12 protein-coding genes are annotated in these 15,579 nt (G+C 71.5%); 5 read left to right on the plus strand and 7 right to left on the minus strand.

Annotated elements, in window-relative coordinates:
- Nucleotides 1-110 precede the first annotated feature (110 nt).
- Nucleotides 111-1,022: a SigB/SigF/SigG family RNA polymerase sigma factor gene (locus OHS70_RS33785; RefSeq protein ID WP_328403847.1), complete on the minus strand. Its 912-nt coding sequence runs from the start codon at nt 1,020-1,022 to the stop codon at nt 111-113.
- A gap of 204 nt (nt 1,023-1,226) precedes the next feature.
- Between OHS70_RS33785 and OHS70_RS33790 the strand changes: the two genes are divergently transcribed.
- The 3 genes from OHS70_RS33790 to OHS70_RS33800 all read left to right on the plus strand — a co-directional run bounded on the left by OHS70_RS33790 (nt 1,227) and on the right by OHS70_RS33800 (nt 4,852).
- Nucleotides 1,227-1,580, plus strand: a complete 354-nt coding sequence (locus tag OHS70_RS33790) for an ATP-binding protein (protein ID WP_328403849.1) — start codon at nt 1,227-1,229, stop codon at nt 1,578-1,580.
- Between the two features lie 94 nt (nt 1,581-1,674).
- Entirely contained in the window at nt 1,675-4,629 is a 2,955-nt protein-coding gene (locus OHS70_RS33795) for a hybrid sensor histidine kinase/response regulator (RefSeq protein WP_328403851.1), read from the plus strand.
- A 49-nt stretch (nt 4,630-4,678) separates the two neighbouring features.
- Nucleotides 4,679-4,852 carry a hypothetical protein gene (locus tag OHS70_RS33800; RefSeq protein WP_328403853.1) on the plus strand — a complete coding sequence of 58 codons (174 nt, stop codon included), beginning with the start codon at nt 4,679-4,681 and terminating at the stop codon, nt 4,850-4,852.
- Nucleotides 4,853-5,048: 196 nt separating this feature from the next.
- Here OHS70_RS33800 and OHS70_RS33805 read toward each other — a convergent pair whose 3' ends face one another.
- Nucleotides 5,049-7,310 (minus strand): SpoIIE family protein phosphatase, encoded by a 2,262-nt coding sequence (locus OHS70_RS33805; RefSeq protein WP_328403855.1) that lies wholly within the window; start codon nt 7,308-7,310, stop codon nt 5,049-5,051.
- Between the two features lie 164 nt (nt 7,311-7,474).
- Here OHS70_RS33805 and OHS70_RS33810 point away from each other — a divergent pair, with 164 nt between their 5' ends.
- Nucleotides 7,475-7,798 carry a plasmid stabilization protein gene (locus OHS70_RS33810; protein ID WP_328403858.1) on the plus strand — a complete coding sequence of 108 codons (324 nt, stop codon included), beginning with the start codon at nt 7,475-7,477 and terminating at the stop codon, nt 7,796-7,798.
- 406 nt (nt 7,799-8,204) lie between these two features.
- Here the strand turns inward: OHS70_RS33810 and OHS70_RS33815 are convergent, their stop codons facing one another.
- Nucleotides 8,205-9,329 carry a baeRF2 domain-containing protein gene (locus tag OHS70_RS33815; protein WP_328403860.1) on the minus strand — a complete coding sequence of 375 codons (1,125 nt, stop codon included), beginning with the start codon at nt 9,327-9,329 and terminating at the stop codon, nt 8,205-8,207.
- 104 nt (nt 9,330-9,433) lie between these two features.
- Here OHS70_RS33815 and OHS70_RS33820 point away from each other — a divergent pair, with 104 nt between their 5' ends.
- On the plus strand, nt 9,434-9,691 hold the full coding sequence (locus tag OHS70_RS33820) for a DUF6158 family protein (RefSeq protein ID WP_328403862.1): 258 nt from the start codon (nt 9,434-9,436) through the stop codon (nt 9,689-9,691).
- Nucleotides 9,692-9,718: 27 nt separating this feature from the next.
- Here OHS70_RS33820 and OHS70_RS33825 read toward each other — a convergent pair whose 3' ends face one another.
- The 4 genes from OHS70_RS33825 to OHS70_RS33840 form a co-directional block, all read right to left on the minus strand.
- Nucleotides 9,719-10,276, minus strand: a complete 558-nt coding sequence (locus OHS70_RS33825) for a type 1 glutamine amidotransferase domain-containing protein (RefSeq protein WP_328403864.1) — start codon at nt 10,274-10,276, stop codon at nt 9,719-9,721.
- Nucleotides 10,277-10,481: 205 nt separating this feature from the next.
- On the minus strand, nt 10,482-11,480 hold the full coding sequence (gene meaB, locus OHS70_RS33830) for a methylmalonyl Co-A mutase-associated GTPase MeaB (protein WP_328403866.1): 999 nt from the start codon (nt 11,478-11,480) through the stop codon (nt 10,482-10,484).
- A 4-nt stretch (nt 11,481-11,484) separates the two neighbouring features.
- Complete coding sequence (gene scpA / locus OHS70_RS33835) at nt 11,485-13,692, minus strand: methylmalonyl-CoA mutase (protein ID WP_328403868.1); 2,208 nt, start codon at nt 13,690-13,692, stop codon at nt 11,485-11,487.
- Entirely contained in the window at nt 13,692-15,575 is a 1,884-nt protein-coding gene (locus OHS70_RS33840) for a methylmalonyl-CoA mutase family protein (protein WP_328403870.1), read from the minus strand. The genes scpA and OHS70_RS33840 overlap by 1 nt, the downstream gene beginning before the upstream one ends.
- Between the last annotated feature and the right edge of the window lie 4 nt (nt 15,576-15,579).

Raw genomic sequence — 15,579 nt, forward strand, 5'->3', positions numbered from 1 at the left:
GGTGACTGGGACTCCGGGACGTACGTGGCGCGCGGCCGTCTCCGCCCTACCCGACGCCCTTACCTGTGGTCAGGCCGAGACGCATACCGACCGACGGGTCTGCCCCGGCCCTACCGGGTCACGGACGCACGGGCCGGCGCTGCGGGGCCCTCGGGCGGTGTGTCGTCCAGCAGCCCGTCACGCAGCGTGGTGAGAATCCGCGCCAGCAGCCGCGAGACATGCATCTGCGAGATGCCCAGCCGCTCGCCGATCTGCGACTGCGTCAGCTCCTCACCGAAGCGCAGTGACAGGATCAGCCGGTCCCGCTCGTCGAGCCCGGCGATCAGAGGCTTCAGCGCCGCCACCGAGTCCACGATGTCGAACGCCGGATCGACGTCACCGAGGCGGCGTACGACCGCGCTCGGGGCCTCGTCGTCGGTCGCCGACGAGTCGAGCGACTGCGCCGTGTACCCGTTCGCCGCCTGCTCGCCCTGGACGACCTCGGCCTCGTCGACCTGCAGGTACCGTGCCAGTTCGGCCGACGTCGGCCGGCGGCCCAGATCCTGCTCCAGCACATCGAGCGCCTTGGCGAGGTCGATCCGCAGCTCCTGGAGCCGCCGCGGGACCCGTACGGACCAGCTGGTGTCCCGGAAGAACCGCTTGATCTCGCCGATGACGGTCGGCAGCGCGAACGAGGCGAACTCCACCTCGCGGTCCACGTCGAACCGGTTGATCGCCTTGATCAGGCCGATCGTGCCGACCTGGACGATGTCCTCCATCGGCTCGGCGCGGCCCGCGAAGCGCACGGCCGCGAACTTGACGAGGCTGAGGTTGAGCTCCACCAGGGTGTTGCGGACGTACTGGTGCTCGGGGGTACCTTCCTCGAGCGCTGCCAGCCTCCTGAACAGGCACGCCGACAGTGTCCGGGCGTCCATGGTGGAGACGGTGCGGGGATCGGGGATCTCCGGCAGGTCCACCGGCGGGACTTCGTGCGCGCTGCGTGAGGCGCTGCGGACGGACACGGTGTGAGTGGTGGTGGGCATGGTGCTATCGGCTCCTCCGACGGACAGTGGCCGGCGCTGTCGGCTGCAGCGGGACCGCCGTGCGAGCGCTCCTGTGTCTGCTCATTCCCTTTTGTCACGCTTTGAAGCCCTCATCGGGGGTATCCGAGCCCTATGGGACAGGTGCGACAGCGACATCAGCCGTCCCGGACCCGTCGCTTTCCCCTGGCGGAGGGGCCCGGCTCGGTGGCCCGCTGCCGTGATCTGACGCGCCAGGTGCTGGAGGAGTGGTTCTCCCTCACCGGTCCTGCCGGACGGCTGCTGACCTCGGACGTACTGTTGCTCGTGTCCGAGATCGCCACCAATGCGTGCAAGCACGGTGGAGGTCCGTACGAGCTCAGGCTCGACCGGGCCCCGGGCCGGCTGTGGGTCCAGGTCAGCGACACCAGCGCCAAGCGGCCTCGGCCGCGCGGCCCGCACCGCGCAGCGAGGGTCTCCGGGCACGGTCTGTACCTGCTGGAGCGGCTCTCCGCCGGATGGGGATGGGCCCCGAGGGGCCGGGGCAAGGCGGTCTGGTTCGTCGTCGTGATCCCGGAGTGAGCGGTACAGGTCCCGCGCGCCGCCCGGAATGGCGACACGTTGACCCGCGTTCCACAGTGGAGAAGCCCCGAGTCACGACAGCGCGAGGTCTGCGATGGATGTGTCTGCCCCGCCGCCCGGTCCCCGGCCGGGCGCGCCGCCGTCCGCCGAGCTGGGCGAGGAAGGGCTCCGCAAACTCCTGGCCGGGCTCACCGCCGTACGCGACGGAGACCTGTCCGTCCGCCTGCCCGCCGACGCCGGGGGGCTGCTCGGCGAGATCGCCACGATCTACAACGGGATGGTGGACCAGATCTCAGTGGTCACCTCCGAGGTCACCCGGGTCGCCAGCGAGGTCGGCGGGCAGGGCCTGCTCGGCGGCCAGGCGCGCGAGCCGCGGGCCGGCGGCGTGTGGCACGAGCTCACCTCGGGCGTCAACACCATGGCCGACAACCTGACCTCCCAGGTGCGCGCGATCGCCCAGGTCGCCACCGCCGTCGCCCGCGGCGACCTCACCCGGAAGATCCGGGTCGACGCACGCGGGGAGATCCTGGAGCTCAAGGAGACCATCAACACAATGGTCGACCGGCTGTCCTCGTTCGCCGAGGAGGTCTCCCGGGTGGCGCGCGAGGTCGGCACCGACGGAAAGCTCGGCGGCCAGGCCACGGTCCAGGGTGTGTCCGGCACCTGGAAGGACCTGACGGACAACGTCAACTTCATGGCGAACAACCTGACCAACCAGGTCCGCAACATCGCCCAGGTCACCACGGCCGTGGCCCGGGGCGATCTGACCCGCAAGATCGACGTGGACGCGCGCGGTGAGATCCTCGAGCTGAAGACCACCATCAACACCATGGTCGAGCAACTGTCGTCGTTCGCCGCCGAGGTCACCCGCGTCGCGCGCGAGGTCGGCAGCGAGGGGCGCCTCGGCGGCCAGGCCGAGGTCGAAGGGGTCTCCGGCACCTGGAAACGGCTGACCGAGAACGTCAACGAACTGGCCGGGAACCTGACCCGGCAGGTACGCGCGATCGCCGAAGTGACCAGCGCCGTCGCCGAGGGAGACCTGACCGGGTCGATCACCGTCGAGGCCCCGGGTGAGGTGGGTGACCTCAAGGACAACATCAACGCGATGGTCGAGTCGCTGCGCGCGACCATCCGCGCCAACGAGGAACAGGACTGGCTCAAGACCAATCTGGCCCGGATGTCAGGTCTCGTCCAGGGGACGAGGAGCCTGCCCGCGGTCGCCGAACTGATCATGGACGAGCTGCCGCCACTGGTCTCCGCACAGTACGGCGGCTTCTTCCTCGCCGAGGAGGGGGAGCAGGGCGTCGAACTCGTCATGATCGCCTCGTACGGTGCACCGGACGCCCCCGGCACCGGCCCGCGCCGCTTCCGGCTCGGCCAGTCCCTCATCGGCCAGGCCGCCCGCAGCCGCCGCGCCATCGAGGTGCGTGATCTGCCGCCCGGGTACGCGACCGTCTCCTCCGGCACGGGCAGCGTGGACCCCCGGCATCTGATCGTGCTCCCGGTCGTCCTGGAGGGCCAGGTGCTGGGCGTGGTCGAGCTCGCGGCCGTGAGCCCGCTGACCGTCGTGCACCGGGACTTCCTCGACCAGTTCATCGAGACCCTCGGCGTCAATGTCAGCACACTGATCGCCAACACCCGCACCGACGAACTGCTCGACCAGTCCCAGCGGCTGACCGCCGAACTCAGCACGCGGTCCAAGGAACTGCAGGCACGGCAGGAGGAGTTGCAGCGCTCGAACGCCGAACTCAAGGAGAAGGCCGCGCTGCTCGCGGACCGCAACCGCGACATCGAACGCAAGAACCTGGAGATCGAGCAGGCCCGCCAGGAACTGGAGGCCCGGGCCCAGCAGTTGTCCCGCACCTCGATGTACAAGTCGGAGTTCCTGGCCAACATGAGCCATGAGCTGCGCACCCCGCTCAACAGCCTGCTGATCCTCGCCCAGCTGCTCGCCCAGAATCTCGAGGGCAATCTGACGGAGAAGCAGGTCGACTATGCCGAAGTGATCCACTCGGCCGGGTCCGACCTGCTCCAGCTCATCAACGACATCCTGGATCTGTCCAAGGTCGAGGCCGGCAAGATGGCCATCCACCCCGAGGCGTTCTCGCTCGCCGACCTCATGGAGTACGTGGAGGCGACCTTCCGGCCCGTGGCGACCGAGCGGGAGCTGTCGTTCGAGGTGATCACGGAAACGGGCACCCCGCAGCGGCTCACCACCGACGAGTCCCGGCTGCGCCAGGTACTGCGCAATCTGGTGTCCAACGCACTGAAGTTCACCGACGAGGGATGGGTGGAACTGCGGGCCGGGGCCGCCGCACAGCACGAGCTGCCGACGGCCTTGCAGGACGTGGGACCGGTGGTCGCCTTCCGGGTCCTCGACACCGGCATCGGCATCCCGCCCGACCGCCTGGAGAGCATGTTCGGCGCCTTCCAGCAGGGCGACAGCACCACATCACGCCAGTACGGCGGCACCGGGCTCGGGCTCTCCATCAGCCGCGAGGTGGCGCGGCTCCTCGGCGGCGTGATCGAGGCCGAGAGCACACCGGGGCGCGGCAGCAGCTTCACGCTCTATCTGCCGGTGGAGCGGCGGGGCAGTACGCCCGCGGAGCACATCCTGCGCGAGACGGTGCAACGGCAGCCCGCGGCAGTACCCCAGGTGGAGGAATCGGCGCGCGGACACACCGTCCTCGTGGTCGACGACGACGGGCGCAATGTCTTCGCGCTCACCGAGATCCTCCAGCGCGAGGGAATGACGGTGCTGCAGGCCGACAACGGCAGGGCGGGCATCGCCGTACTCGAAGGGCACGACGAGGTCGATCTCGTCGTGATGGACGTGATGATGGCGGGCATGGACGGCTACGCCGCCATGCAGGCCATCAGACAGCTCCCCCACGGGGCGAACGTCCCGATCATCGTGGTCACGGCCAAGGCGATGCCCGGCGACCGGGCCGAGGCACTGGCCGAAGGCGCGGACGACTATGTCGCCAAGCCGGTGGACGCGGACCATCTGCTGGCGAAGATCCGCATGTGGCTGGCGCGCGGACGATGAGCCGCACGCCGGCGTAGCTGAACACCAACAGGAGGAAAGGAGCACACACATGGGTATGGCGAAGGCCAAGCTGAAGCAGCTGAGGGGCATGAGGCTCGAGGCCGACGGACGAGTCCTGGACAACGAACGGATGAAGCAGGAGGGCCGCCGCCTGATGCAGGAGGGCCGGGCCGAGGAAGCGGCACTGAAGTCGGCGCCTCGCCACGGCAGGCACGCGCGCTGAACCATTCCTCCGGATCAGGCCGATCCGGGCACGGGGTCTGGTGCCGGGAGCCGCCCGTCGCGGAGGCCACGGGGGTGGAAGAGGCTGCCACGCCGAAGGCTGCGGGGAAGCCGGAGCACGCGAGCCGGGCACGTTCCGGACGTAGTGTCCTGACCGTTGCCGGGACCGCGTCCCCGGCCCGCCGGGCGCCGCCGCCTCAGGGGACGCGTACGGCGATCAGGCTCGTGTCGTCGTCCGTGTCGCCGGTCGCCGCGCTCAGCAGCCGGTCGACCTGTTCGTCCACGTCGCAGTGGCACAGCTGCTCCGCCGTGCGGCGCAGCGCGTCCAGGCCCTCGTCCAGACCGCCGTGGCGGCGCTCGATCAGGCCGTCCGTGTACAGCAGCAGCGTGTCGCCGGGCACCAGCCGGGTGGCCGTCTCGTGGTACGTATGACCGGGCTCGGCGCCCAGCAGCACATCCGGGGGTGGCTCCAGCAGCCGGGCCCTGCCGTCCCGCAGCAAAAGCGGCGGCAGATGGCCGGCGCTGGCCCACCGCAGCGTACGGTCCTCCGGTTCGTACAGGGCGCAGACGGCCGTGGCCGTGGGGTACCCCGGCGCGTTCAGCGTCACCTCGTTCAGCCACCCCATCAGCCGGGCCGGCGAGTGCCCGGTGAACGCCAGGCCGCGCAGCGCATTGCGCAGGGCGACCATGCCGGTGGCCGCGTCGATGCCGTGGCCGGCGATGTCGCCGACCGCCACCAGCACCTTGCCGCCGGGCAGCGGAAGTACGTCGTACCAGTCGCCGCCGACGCGGTACTCGTGCGCCGCCGGCCGGTAGCGTGCCGCAGCCCCGAGCCCCGGCAGCTTCTGCAACGAGGGAATCTCCGGCACGATCGCCTGCTGGAGCTGCAGCACCAGCCGGTGCCGCAGCGTTGCCTGCGCCCGTACCGCGGTGAGCTGGTCGAACGTCGCGGTCAGCGCGAGTTCGGTGTGGTACTCCCCGGAGACGTCCTGGTACACCCCCGCGATCCCGGTCAGCACCGAACCGCTCAGCAACGGCTCGGCGGCGATGCGGACATGACGCTGGCCACCGTCGTCCCGGCTCATCCGCAGGATCGCCGATGAACCCTTGCGGCGTTCGGTGAGATCCGCGAGCAGTTCGGCGAGGTCGTCCGCGTCCTCCGGATGCACCCGAGGGCCCAGTTGGGTGAGCGGGACCGGATTCGCGTCCCGGGCCATCCCGAAGATCGCATAGGTCTGCTCGCTCCAGCGCGAGCGCCCCGTGGTCAGGTCGTCCTCGAACAGTGCGAGTCCCTGCAGCCGGCCCACCGCGCGGCCGACGGCCGTACGGGGATGGCTCGAGGTGTGCCACAGGACGACGGTCCGGTCGGGCCCCGAGGCCAGGACCCGCACATCCAGCAGCGGATCGAGTGCCTCGGGCCGGTGCTCCGCGGGCAGCCGCGCCGCATGCTGCGCGGACGGTGCGTATCTGGCCCGCCGCGACATCGCCGCGAGATCGCGATGGATCAGAGGGAAGGCGGCTTCGAGGGGCCGGCCGACCACCCGGTACTCACCGTCCAGCGCCTCGGAGGCGGCCGCGTTGACATGCTCGACGGTCAGTCCCGAGGTGTCCGGATCACGGCGGAGCACCATCGCCGGGTACGCCAGGGCGTCCAGCAGATCGTCGAGAGCGGGCTGATCGGTGGGCGGGATCCGCTCGGCGCCCAGCACCCTTGCCGCGACGGCGACCAGCCCGGCGACCGCGCCGCGGACCCTGTCGTCGAGTTCGGCACGGTCCGGCCAGACGGCCAGCGCCAGACCCACGGTCGAACCGCGTAGCCGCAGCGGGACGAAACCGCGGGCCGCCCACGGCGACGGGCCGGGGAGCCGGTCGCCGTCGGGGGCTCCGTCCGGCAGCCACACCGGTGACCCGTCCACCAGCGCCGAGCGGAACGGCGGGGGAGCGGACGGCGGAATCCACTGCCACTGCGCTGCCTCCAGGGCGCCGACTCCGGCGTGGCCCGCTAGCCGGAGGCAGCCCGATCCGGTCAGCGCCCAGAGCCACAGGCTCTGCACGCCCAGCGGTCGCAGGCCGCCGTCCAGCAGGGTGGCCGCGCCCTGGTTCACGGTGGGGTCCGCCTCCGCCGCCGTGACGACCTGCCGTACCCGCCGGGCACTGACGGCAGATGCCGCGTCCTCCGCGGCGGGGGGCGGCGCCGTGACGGCGGTGGTGCCCGCGACGGCGTTCACGATGTCCGCGGCGATGTCCTCGCGGGTCACGTTGGCCGACTCGGCCACATGGGCCAGATGCTCGGCGGCCTCGGCGGGCGTGGCGCCGAGCTGGGCCGCCAGAACGCCGGTGGCCAGATCGGTCAGATGCCGGCGCCTCAGTTCCTCGCGCAGGGCGGTGTTCTCATCGGCCAGCCGGGCGGCGAAGTCGGATGTCTCGCCGCTCGGTCCCCAAGGCTCCGGGGCAGGCATGACCACGACCACTCCCATCCCGAGCAGTCAAGGCGACCACGGTGCGATCGCGCCCGGTCTGGATTTTACGCGGGCCCGGCGGAGGACGAGTGGTGGCGAGACGGCCGGGTACCCGCACACACGATCCGCCGCCACGGCGGCCCCGGACAGCCGAAGGAGCGGTCATGCCTCGCGGATCGAGCCCGAAGAGGGAACGCCAGTACGAGCACATCAAGGAGAGCGCCGAGGAGCGCGGAGAGAGCACGAAGCGGGCGAAGGAGATCGCCGCGCGGACGGTGAACAAGGAACGCGCCCGCTCCGGGGAGTCCCGTACGGCCAGTAAGAGCTCCATCGAGGACATGTCGTCGTCACGGCGCGGCGGCAAGCGCTCGCACAGCGGCGCTCAGGGACCCACCTACGACCAGCTGTACGCCGAGGCGCAGCGCCGCAATCTGCACGGCCGCTCCTCCATGAACAAGGCCGAGCTCAAGGACAAGCTGGGCCACTGATCGCGCCTGCGGCACAGATGATCCGACCCGCGGCACGGACGGCACCGGCATCCCGGGCGCCGCCGGCGCCCGGGATGCCGGGGGCGCGGCCATTGCCCCGGGGCTGCGCAGCCCCGGGGTGGAGCGCGCGGGCGGCGGCGAGCGCGGTGGCGCTGCGGACGCGGGCGGTCAGCCGGCAGGACAAAACGAGCCGGGCCATTGATCACGACCGCGCCCACCGGCGGCGAGCGCGGTCGTGCTGCGGTCGCGGGCGCTCTGGACAGGACGAACGGCCGGTACAGCGGCTGCCGGGTGGGCGGCCGGATGCCGCGCAACAGGATCCCTGCCCGGTCGGCGGACTGCGGCCGGGTGCCTCGGGCAGCGCACCCCCGTCACCAGGCGTGGCCCGGTCCCGGGTGCCGGACGCTCACTGGTGCCCACCGTCGTGAGAGGGCCAGCGCAGCAGTGCGCCGAGCCCGCCGGCCGGCACGGACCCCACGCCGTCGATGTGCACCACCTGGGCCGGCGCCCCGGTCATCGCCGCCGAGCGCAGCAGCGCATCATCCGCACGCGCGGACGACGGATGCATCTCACCGAGGTAGTGGGCGTCGGAACGGCGCACAGCCACCTGGTCGGGCTCCGGACCCACCCACACCTCGCGGTGGGTGTCCCCGCCCTCCGGGCAGACGAACAACTCGGCGATCCGGTGCTCCCGGGCCGCGTCCACGAGCGGGCGCACCCCTTCCGCCGCGGTCTCGTGCGCGGAACGGAAGCGGTCCAGCCCGGCTGCGGCGCTCCGGCGCACATGCTCCTCGGCCGCACGCTTCACGTCCTCGTCCAGCAGCTTGGCGGAGGCACCTTCGGCGCGGCCCCCGTGCCCGGACTCGACGACGCGGTCCTGCAGCCCGGCGGGCAGCCTGCGGTGCACCGACCGGCGCTCCCGGACGTCGCCGGCCAGCACGATCACATCGGCGCGGGCCTCTTCCTGACAGGTGACAATCGCCTTCGCCACCTCCTCGGCGTTGTGCTCCCAGGTGTTCTCGACGCTCCGCTGGAAATGGCTGTCCGACAACTCGTCGCGTCCGGCGCGGTGCACCGGCCAGTCCAGGCCCTGCGCCTGCCCCGCGGACCTTCGGCCGAGCGGGGTACGCACCTCGAGGTCCGCGCCGATGCGGTCGATGTACGCAACCAGGCACACCGGCTCCTGCGCGGCGAGATCCAGCAGTGGAGCGACTCTCGGCAGTGCCGACCAGCGGGTGTCCACCGCGGTCGGCGGGGCGGTGGCCAGCGGCCGGTCGAGCACCACCTGGCCGCCCGCGGCGAAGACCGCACGTCCGGCCCCGCCCGCCGGGCCTGGCTCCCCGGTCAGGGCTTCGTACACCGCCTGCCCGGTCGCTTCGTCGGCTCCCTGCCTGCGCAGCGCGCCGCACGCCTCGCGGGCTTGCAGCTCTCGCCGTGCCGGGGTGGACTCGGCGGTACGGCCGGTATCGAGGTGGACGCTGGCCCATGGGCCGGGCCGTTCGTAGAGAGTGTTGAGGAACGACAGTCGCATGACGTCCTCCAAGAAAGCCGGGTATCGCGTGCCCAGCGGGTACCCACAAGGTCATCGGCCACACACCACGGCCGGGACACGGACACGGAAAGGGGACGGTCGCCGTGAAGGAGACCGAGGGGCACCGGGGCGTCGACCCGGAACGGCTCGATGAGCCGGATCTGCTGCGTGAACTGCAGAACATCCACCGCAGCCGTCATGACACTCTGCTGTACGGCTCGGACTCCGCGCTCGCCGCGCACAACGTCCGAATGGCCGAACTCGAGGCCGAGTACCTGCGGCGCCATCCTCAGCGCCCCGTCGCCGCCGGTCGCACCCGCTCCGGCGCACGGAGGGGGGAGTGCGAGTCGGGTGAGGCATGAGCGGCGACACCGGTGAGGTGGAGCCGTTCAGCGGCTCGCCATCTCGGCGGCCGCCCTGGCGAACTCGGTGGTGAGCGCCGCGCAGAAGTCCTTGAGGTCGCCCGGCTTCCGGCTGGTGATCAGCGGGCCAGGGGCGGCGGTGCAGATCCGCACCGGCTCGTCCACCCACCTGCCGCCGGCGTTGCGGATGTCGGTGCGCAGGCTCGGCCACGACGTCAGCGTGCGGCCGCGCACCACATCGGCCTCCACCAGCGTCCACGGGGCGTGACAGATCGCCGCGACCGGCTTGCCCGCGTCGAAGAACGCGCGCACGAAGGCGACCGCGTCCTGGTCCATGCGCAACGAGTCCGGATTGGCCAGCCCGCCGGGCAGCACCAGCGCGCCGTATTCGTCGGCCGACGCGGAGGCGACCACCTCGTCGACCGGGAAGGTGTCCGCCTTGTCGAGATGGTGGAAGGCCTGGATGCGACCCGCCTTCGTCGACAGCAGCCGCGGCTTGTCGCCGGCGTCCGTCACCGCCTCCCACGGCTCGGTGAGCTCGATCTGTTCGACCCCTTGGGGAGCCATCAGAAATGCGATCAGCATGGCCATGCTCCTCGGTTGCTCCGGCACCGGTCGGTGTCGCAGCCGAGTACCCGGCTGACCGCAGCCGACACGGCGTCCCGCCAAGGTTTGGGTGCGCCGTACACGGGGCCCCGGTGCACCGGCCGAGCGGCCGTGGGACGAACGCAGGACGGGCTCGGGGCCGGACGGCGGTCCGGCCCCGAGCCCGTCCTTCCCGGGCCTGCCTTCAGCGCGGAGTGTCCGGCTGCCGGAACGCCTCGAGGATGCGCTCGGCCGCGAGCGTCGCCGTCAGAGCGCCGTCCCGCACCCGCTGTTCCAGCTGCGGGGCGAGATCGCGTACCTCGGGGTGGCGGCGCAGCCGGTCGAGCAGTGCGTCGTGGACCATCGCCCAGGTCCACTCGATCTGCTGGTCACGGCGTTTGGCCGCCAGCCGCCCGGTCGAGTCGAGCACCTTGCGGTGCTGCTCCAGCCGCTCCCACACCACGTCGAGTCCCATGCTCTCGCGCGCGCTGCAGGACAGCACGGGCGGAGTCCAGGCAGCGTCGGCCGGATGCATCAGCCGCAGCGCACCGGCCAGTTCGCGGGCCGCGGAGCGGGCGTCGCGCTCATGCGGGCCGTCCGCCTTGTTCACCGCGATCACGTCGGCGAGTTCCAGCACGCCCTTCTTGATGCCCTGGAGCTGGTCCCCGGTGCGGGCGAGGCTGAGCAGCAGGAAGGAGTCCACCATGCCGGCGACCGTGGTCTCCGACTGGCCGACGCCGACCGTCTCCACCAGCACCACGTCGTAGCCGCCGGCCTCCATCACGATGATCGTCTCGCGGGTCGCCTTGGCCACGCCGCCGAGCGTGCCCGCGCTGGGGGAGGGCCGTACGAACGCCGCCGGGTCCACCGCGAGGCGTTCCATCCGGGTCTTGTCGCCCAGGATGGACCCGCCCGTGCGGGTGGACGACGGGTCGACGGCCAGCACGGCCACCCGGTGGCCGAGTCCGGTGAGCATCGTCCCGAGCGCGTCGATGAACGTGGACTTGCCGACCCCGGGCACCCCGCTGATGCCCACCCGCCGCGCCGTCCCCGAGTACGGCAACAGCTGTGTGAGCAGCTGCTGCGCGAGGACGCGATGGTCGGGACGGGTGGACTCCACGAGCGTGACGGCGCGGGCGATGTACGCCCGCGACCCCTCACGTACGCCCTTCACATAGGCGTCGATGTCGATCTTCGGTGGCATGGGCCTACAGCTCGTGGCCGAGCGAGCCTGCCAGGGTCCGCACCAGGTCCCGGGCAGCGTCCGGGATCACCGTGCCCGGCGGGAAGACCGCTGCCGCGCCCATCTCCCGCAGGGTGGGGACGTCCTGCGGCGGGATCACGCCGCCGACGACGATCATGATGTCCTCGCGCCCTTCGGCCGCCAGCTGCTCGCGCAGCGCGGGCACCAGCGTCAGATGCCCCGCGGCCAGCGACGAGACGCCGACGATGTGCACATCGGCCTCCACGGCCTGGCGGGCCACCTCGGCCGGCGTCTGGAACAGCGGGCCGACGTCGACGTCGAAGCCGAGGTCGGCGAAGGCGGTGGCGATCACCTTCTGGCCACGGTCGTGACCGTCCTGGCCCATCTTGGCGACCAGGATGCGCGGCCTGCGGCCCTCGGCCTGCTCGAACTCGTCGACCAGCGCGCGGGTGCGGTCCACGGAAGGCGACTCCCCTGCTTCGTTGCGGTACACGCCGGAGATCGTACGGATCTGGCCCGAGTGCCGGCCGTACACCGTCTCCAGTGCGTCCGAGATCTCACCGACGGTCGCCATCGCGCGCGCCGCGTCGACCGCCAGCGCCAGCAGATTGCCCTCCAGGCTGCCGCCCTTGGCGGCACCGGCCTCGGCCGCCGCGGTCAGGGCGCGCAGGGCGTCCTGGCAGGCGGCCTCGTCGCGCTCGGCCCGCAGCCGCCGCAGCTTCTCCACCTGCTGGGCCCGCACCTGGGAGTTCTCGACCTTGAGCACCTCGATCTGCTCGTCGCTGTCCACCCGGTACTTGTTGACTCCGATCACCGGCTGGCGGCCGGAGTCGATACGGGCCTGTGTACGGGCCGCGGCCTCCTCCACCCGGAGCTTGGGGATACCGGCGTCGATGGCCTTGGCCATGCCGCCGGCGGCCTCGACCTCCTCGATGTGCTGCCAGGCGCGGCGGGCCAGATCGTGCGTGAGCTTCTCGACGTACGCACTGCCGCCCCACGGGTCGATGACCCGGCAGGTGCCCGACTCCTGCTGCAGCAGCAGCTGGGTGTTGCGGGCGATACGTGCCGAGAAGTCGGTGGGCAGCGCGAGCGCCTCGTCCAGGGCGTTGGTGTGCAGCGACTGCGTGTGCCCCTGCGTCGCGGCCATCGCCTCGACGCAGGTGCGGGTGACGTTGTTGAAGACGTCCTGCGCCGTCAGCGACCAGCCGGAGGTCTGCGAATGGGTGCGCAGGGACAGCGACTTGGGGCTCTTCGGGTCGAACTTCTTCACCAGCTTCGCCCACAGCAGCCGTGCGGCCCGCAGCTTGGCGACCTCCATGAAGAAGTTCATGCCGATCGCCCAGAAGAACGACAGCCGCGGTGCGAACGAGTCCACGTCCAGGCCGGCGTCGATGCCCGCCCGCAGATACTCCATGCCGTCGGCCAGCGTGTACGCGAGCTCCAGGTCGGCGGTCGCTCCGGCCTCCTGGATGTGGTAGCCGGAGATGGAGATGGAGTTGTAGCGGGGCATTTTCTGCGAGGTGTACGCGAAGATGTCCGAGATGATCCGCATCGAGGGGCCGGGCGGATAGATGTAGGTGTTGCGGACCATGAACTCCTTGAGGATGTCGTTCTGGATGGTCCCGGCCAGCTTCTCGGGCGGTACGCCCTGCTCCTCGGCGGCCACGATGTACAGCGCCAGCACGGGCAGCACCGCGCCGTTCATCGTCATCGACACGCTCATCTTGTCCAGCGGAATCCCGTCGAACAGCTGGCGCATGTCGTAGATCGAGTCGATCGCCACACCCGCCATGCCGACATCGCCGGTCACCCGCGGGTGGTCGCTGTCGTACCCGCGGTGCGTCGGCAGGTCGAACGCGACCGACAGACCCTTCTGGCCGGCCGCGAGATTACGGCGGTAGAAGGCGTTCGACTCCTCGGCCGTGGAGAAGCCCGCGTACTGACGGATCGTCCAGGGCTGGTTGACGTACATCGTCGGGTACGGGCCGCGCAGATACGGCGCCACTCCGGGGTACGTCCGCAGGAAGTCGAGGCCCTCCAGGTCCCGCTCGGTGTACAGCGGCTTGACCGGGATGCCCTCCGGGGTCTCCCACACCAGGTCGGCGTCGTCCCGGCCCGCGGACTCCTTGACGGCACTGCGCCACTGGTCCTCGCTCACACCGGCCACGGCGCCCGGGCCCAGTTCGATCCCCGTGAAATCCGGGATGCCCATCACGCCACTCCGATCCGGTCGAGGACCGAGGTCAGCACGGCGACCGCGTCGCCGCCCGCGACGACGAACTCGTCGACCCCGGCTCTTTCGTACGTCTCTCGCTGCTCGCCGGGACGCCCGGCGAGGAACACCCGCTGCGCGCCCGCCGACTTCAGGGCCTCGGCGACCGGCCCGGCCTGCTCCGCGTACAGCGCGTCGCTGGAGCAGATGCACGCCACCGCGGCCCCGCTGTCCTTGAACGCCTGCGCGGCACTCGCCGCATCCACGGAGACCGGTTCGTGCACCGGCTCGATGCCGCCGGCCTGGAACAGATTGGCGGCGAACGTCACCCGCGCGGTGTGCGCGGCCGCCGGCCCCAGCGCGGCAAGGAACACCCGCGGCCGGGTCCCGGTCGCGGCCAGATGCGCGTCCGAGCGGGACCGCAGTGCCTCGAACGCCTCGTCCCGGCGCACCCTGGGCAGGCCTCCGCCCGGCAGCGCCGGGGCGGGGTCGCGCTCCACCGGCGTCTGGGCCAGCAACGGGAACTCGCTGACGCCCGTGACCGGTTCGCGGCGCTTGGCCAGGTTCTTGCTGCGGCTCTCCCACGTGGCGCCGAGCCGTTGCGCGATCAGACCGCTCTGCAGCGCCGCCGACTGACCGCCCGCCTGCTCGATCTCCAGGAACCACTGCCAGGCCGCGTGCGCGAGTTCGTCGGTCAGCTGCTCCACGTACCAGGAGCCGCCCGCCGGGTCGATGACACGGCCCAGATGCGACTCCTCGAGCAGGATCGTCGAGGTGTTGCGGGCGATCCGGCGGGCGAACGCGTCCGGCAACCCCAGCGCGTGGTCGAAGGGCAGCACGGTCACCGCGCCGGCGCCGCCCACACCCGCGGCCAGCGAGGCCACCGTGGTGCGCAGCATGTTCACCCAGGGGTCGCGGCGGGTCATCATCACCGCCGATGTCACCGCGTGCTGGCGCTGGGCACCGGCGGCCGGCTCGGCGCCGCACACCTCGGCGACCCGGGACCACAGCCGGCGCGCCGCGCGCAGCTTCGCGATCGTCAGGAACTGGTCGGCGCTCGCCGCGTACCGGAACTCCAGCTGTCCGCAGGCCGCCTCCACGCTCAGACCGGCCGCGGTCAGCTCGCGCAGCCAGGTCACACCGCTCGCCAGCGAGCAGCCCAGCTCCTGGGCGGCCGAGGCACCGGCCTCGTGGTACGGCAGGGCGTCGACCGCGATGGCCCGGACGCCCGGGTAGGTGCGGTCGCACAGCACGGCCAGCTCTGTGGCCGAGGCCAGATCCGCCGCAAGGTTCCCGTACCGGCCGGTGCGCGCGGCATGGCCCAGGGGGTCCGCGCCGAGACTGCCGAGCGCGGCCTCGGGCGCGATGCCACGCTCCTCGTACAGGCGCAGCAACTCCTTGGCGGCCGCGGCGAATTCGCTGCCCGCGTCGAGCACGACCGGAGCCAGGTCGAGATACACACCGTCGAGGGCGGTGCCGATCCCGTCGACGGGCACGCCGGCCTCGCCGACGGCCAGCCACACCGAGGCGGCCCCGTTCTCCAGGTCGTTCAGCACCGCTTCGTTGGTGCGCACCGGATCCGACCGGTCATGGCGCTGGCGCACGTCCCAGCCGGACACCGCGGCGCCCTCGGGTTTGCCGCCCCGGGTGAAGGGGGCGAAACCGGGGAAACCGGAGCCTTCGGCGTTGTCACGAGTGGTGTACAGGGGACGGGCGACGAGCCCGTCCTCGAGAGCCGTGGAGAGTACATCCTCGGCCGCCGAGCCCTGGGCGTCCTTACCTGTCTTGCGCAGCACGCCTTCGACCAGGCGCTGCCACTGTTCATGGGTCGCATCCGGGAACTCGGCGGCCAAAGAAAACCCGTCATCGGGGAGGACCGTCATGCTC

The organism is Streptomyces sp. NBC_00390 (genome assembly GCF_036057275.1).
In the GTDB taxonomy this organism is placed as follows: domain Bacteria; phylum Actinomycetota; class Actinomycetes; order Streptomycetales; family Streptomycetaceae; genus Streptomyces.

Bases quoted from the DNA above. Each gene is read 5' to 3' on its own strand.
- OHS70_RS33785 (WP_328403847.1), bottom strand. From the start codon at position 1,022: ATGCCCACCACCACTCACACCGTGTCCGTCCGCAGCGCCTCACGCAGC.
- OHS70_RS33795 (WP_328403851.1), top strand. From the start codon at position 1,675: ATGGATGTGTCTGCCCCGCCGCCCGGTCCCCGGCCGGGCGCGCCGCCG.
- OHS70_RS33800 (WP_328403853.1), top strand. From the start codon at position 4,679: ATGGGTATGGCGAAGGCCAAGCTGAAGCAGCTGAGGGGCATGAGGCTC.
- OHS70_RS33805 (WP_328403855.1), bottom strand. From the start codon at position 7,310: ATGCCTGCCCCGGAGCCTTGGGGACCGAGCGGCGAGACATCCGACTTC.
- OHS70_RS33810 (WP_328403858.1), top strand. From the start codon at position 7,475: ATGCCTCGCGGATCGAGCCCGAAGAGGGAACGCCAGTACGAGCACATC.
- OHS70_RS33815 (WP_328403860.1), bottom strand. From the start codon at position 9,329: ATGCGACTGTCGTTCCTCAACACTCTCTACGAACGGCCCGGCCCATGG.
- OHS70_RS33825 (WP_328403864.1), bottom strand. From the start codon at position 10,276: ATGCTGATCGCATTTCTGATGGCTCCCCAAGGGGTCGAACAGATCGAG.
- meaB (WP_328403866.1), bottom strand. From the start codon at position 11,480: ATGCCACCGAAGATCGACATCGACGCCTATGTGAAGGGCGTACGTGAG.
- scpA (WP_328403868.1), bottom strand. From the start codon at position 13,692: ATGGGCATCCCGGATTTCACGGGGATCGAACTGGGCCCGGGCGCCGTG.
- OHS70_RS33840 (WP_328403870.1), bottom strand. From the start codon at position 15,575: ATGACGGTCCTCCCCGATGACGGGTTTTCTTTGGCCGCCGAGTTCCCG.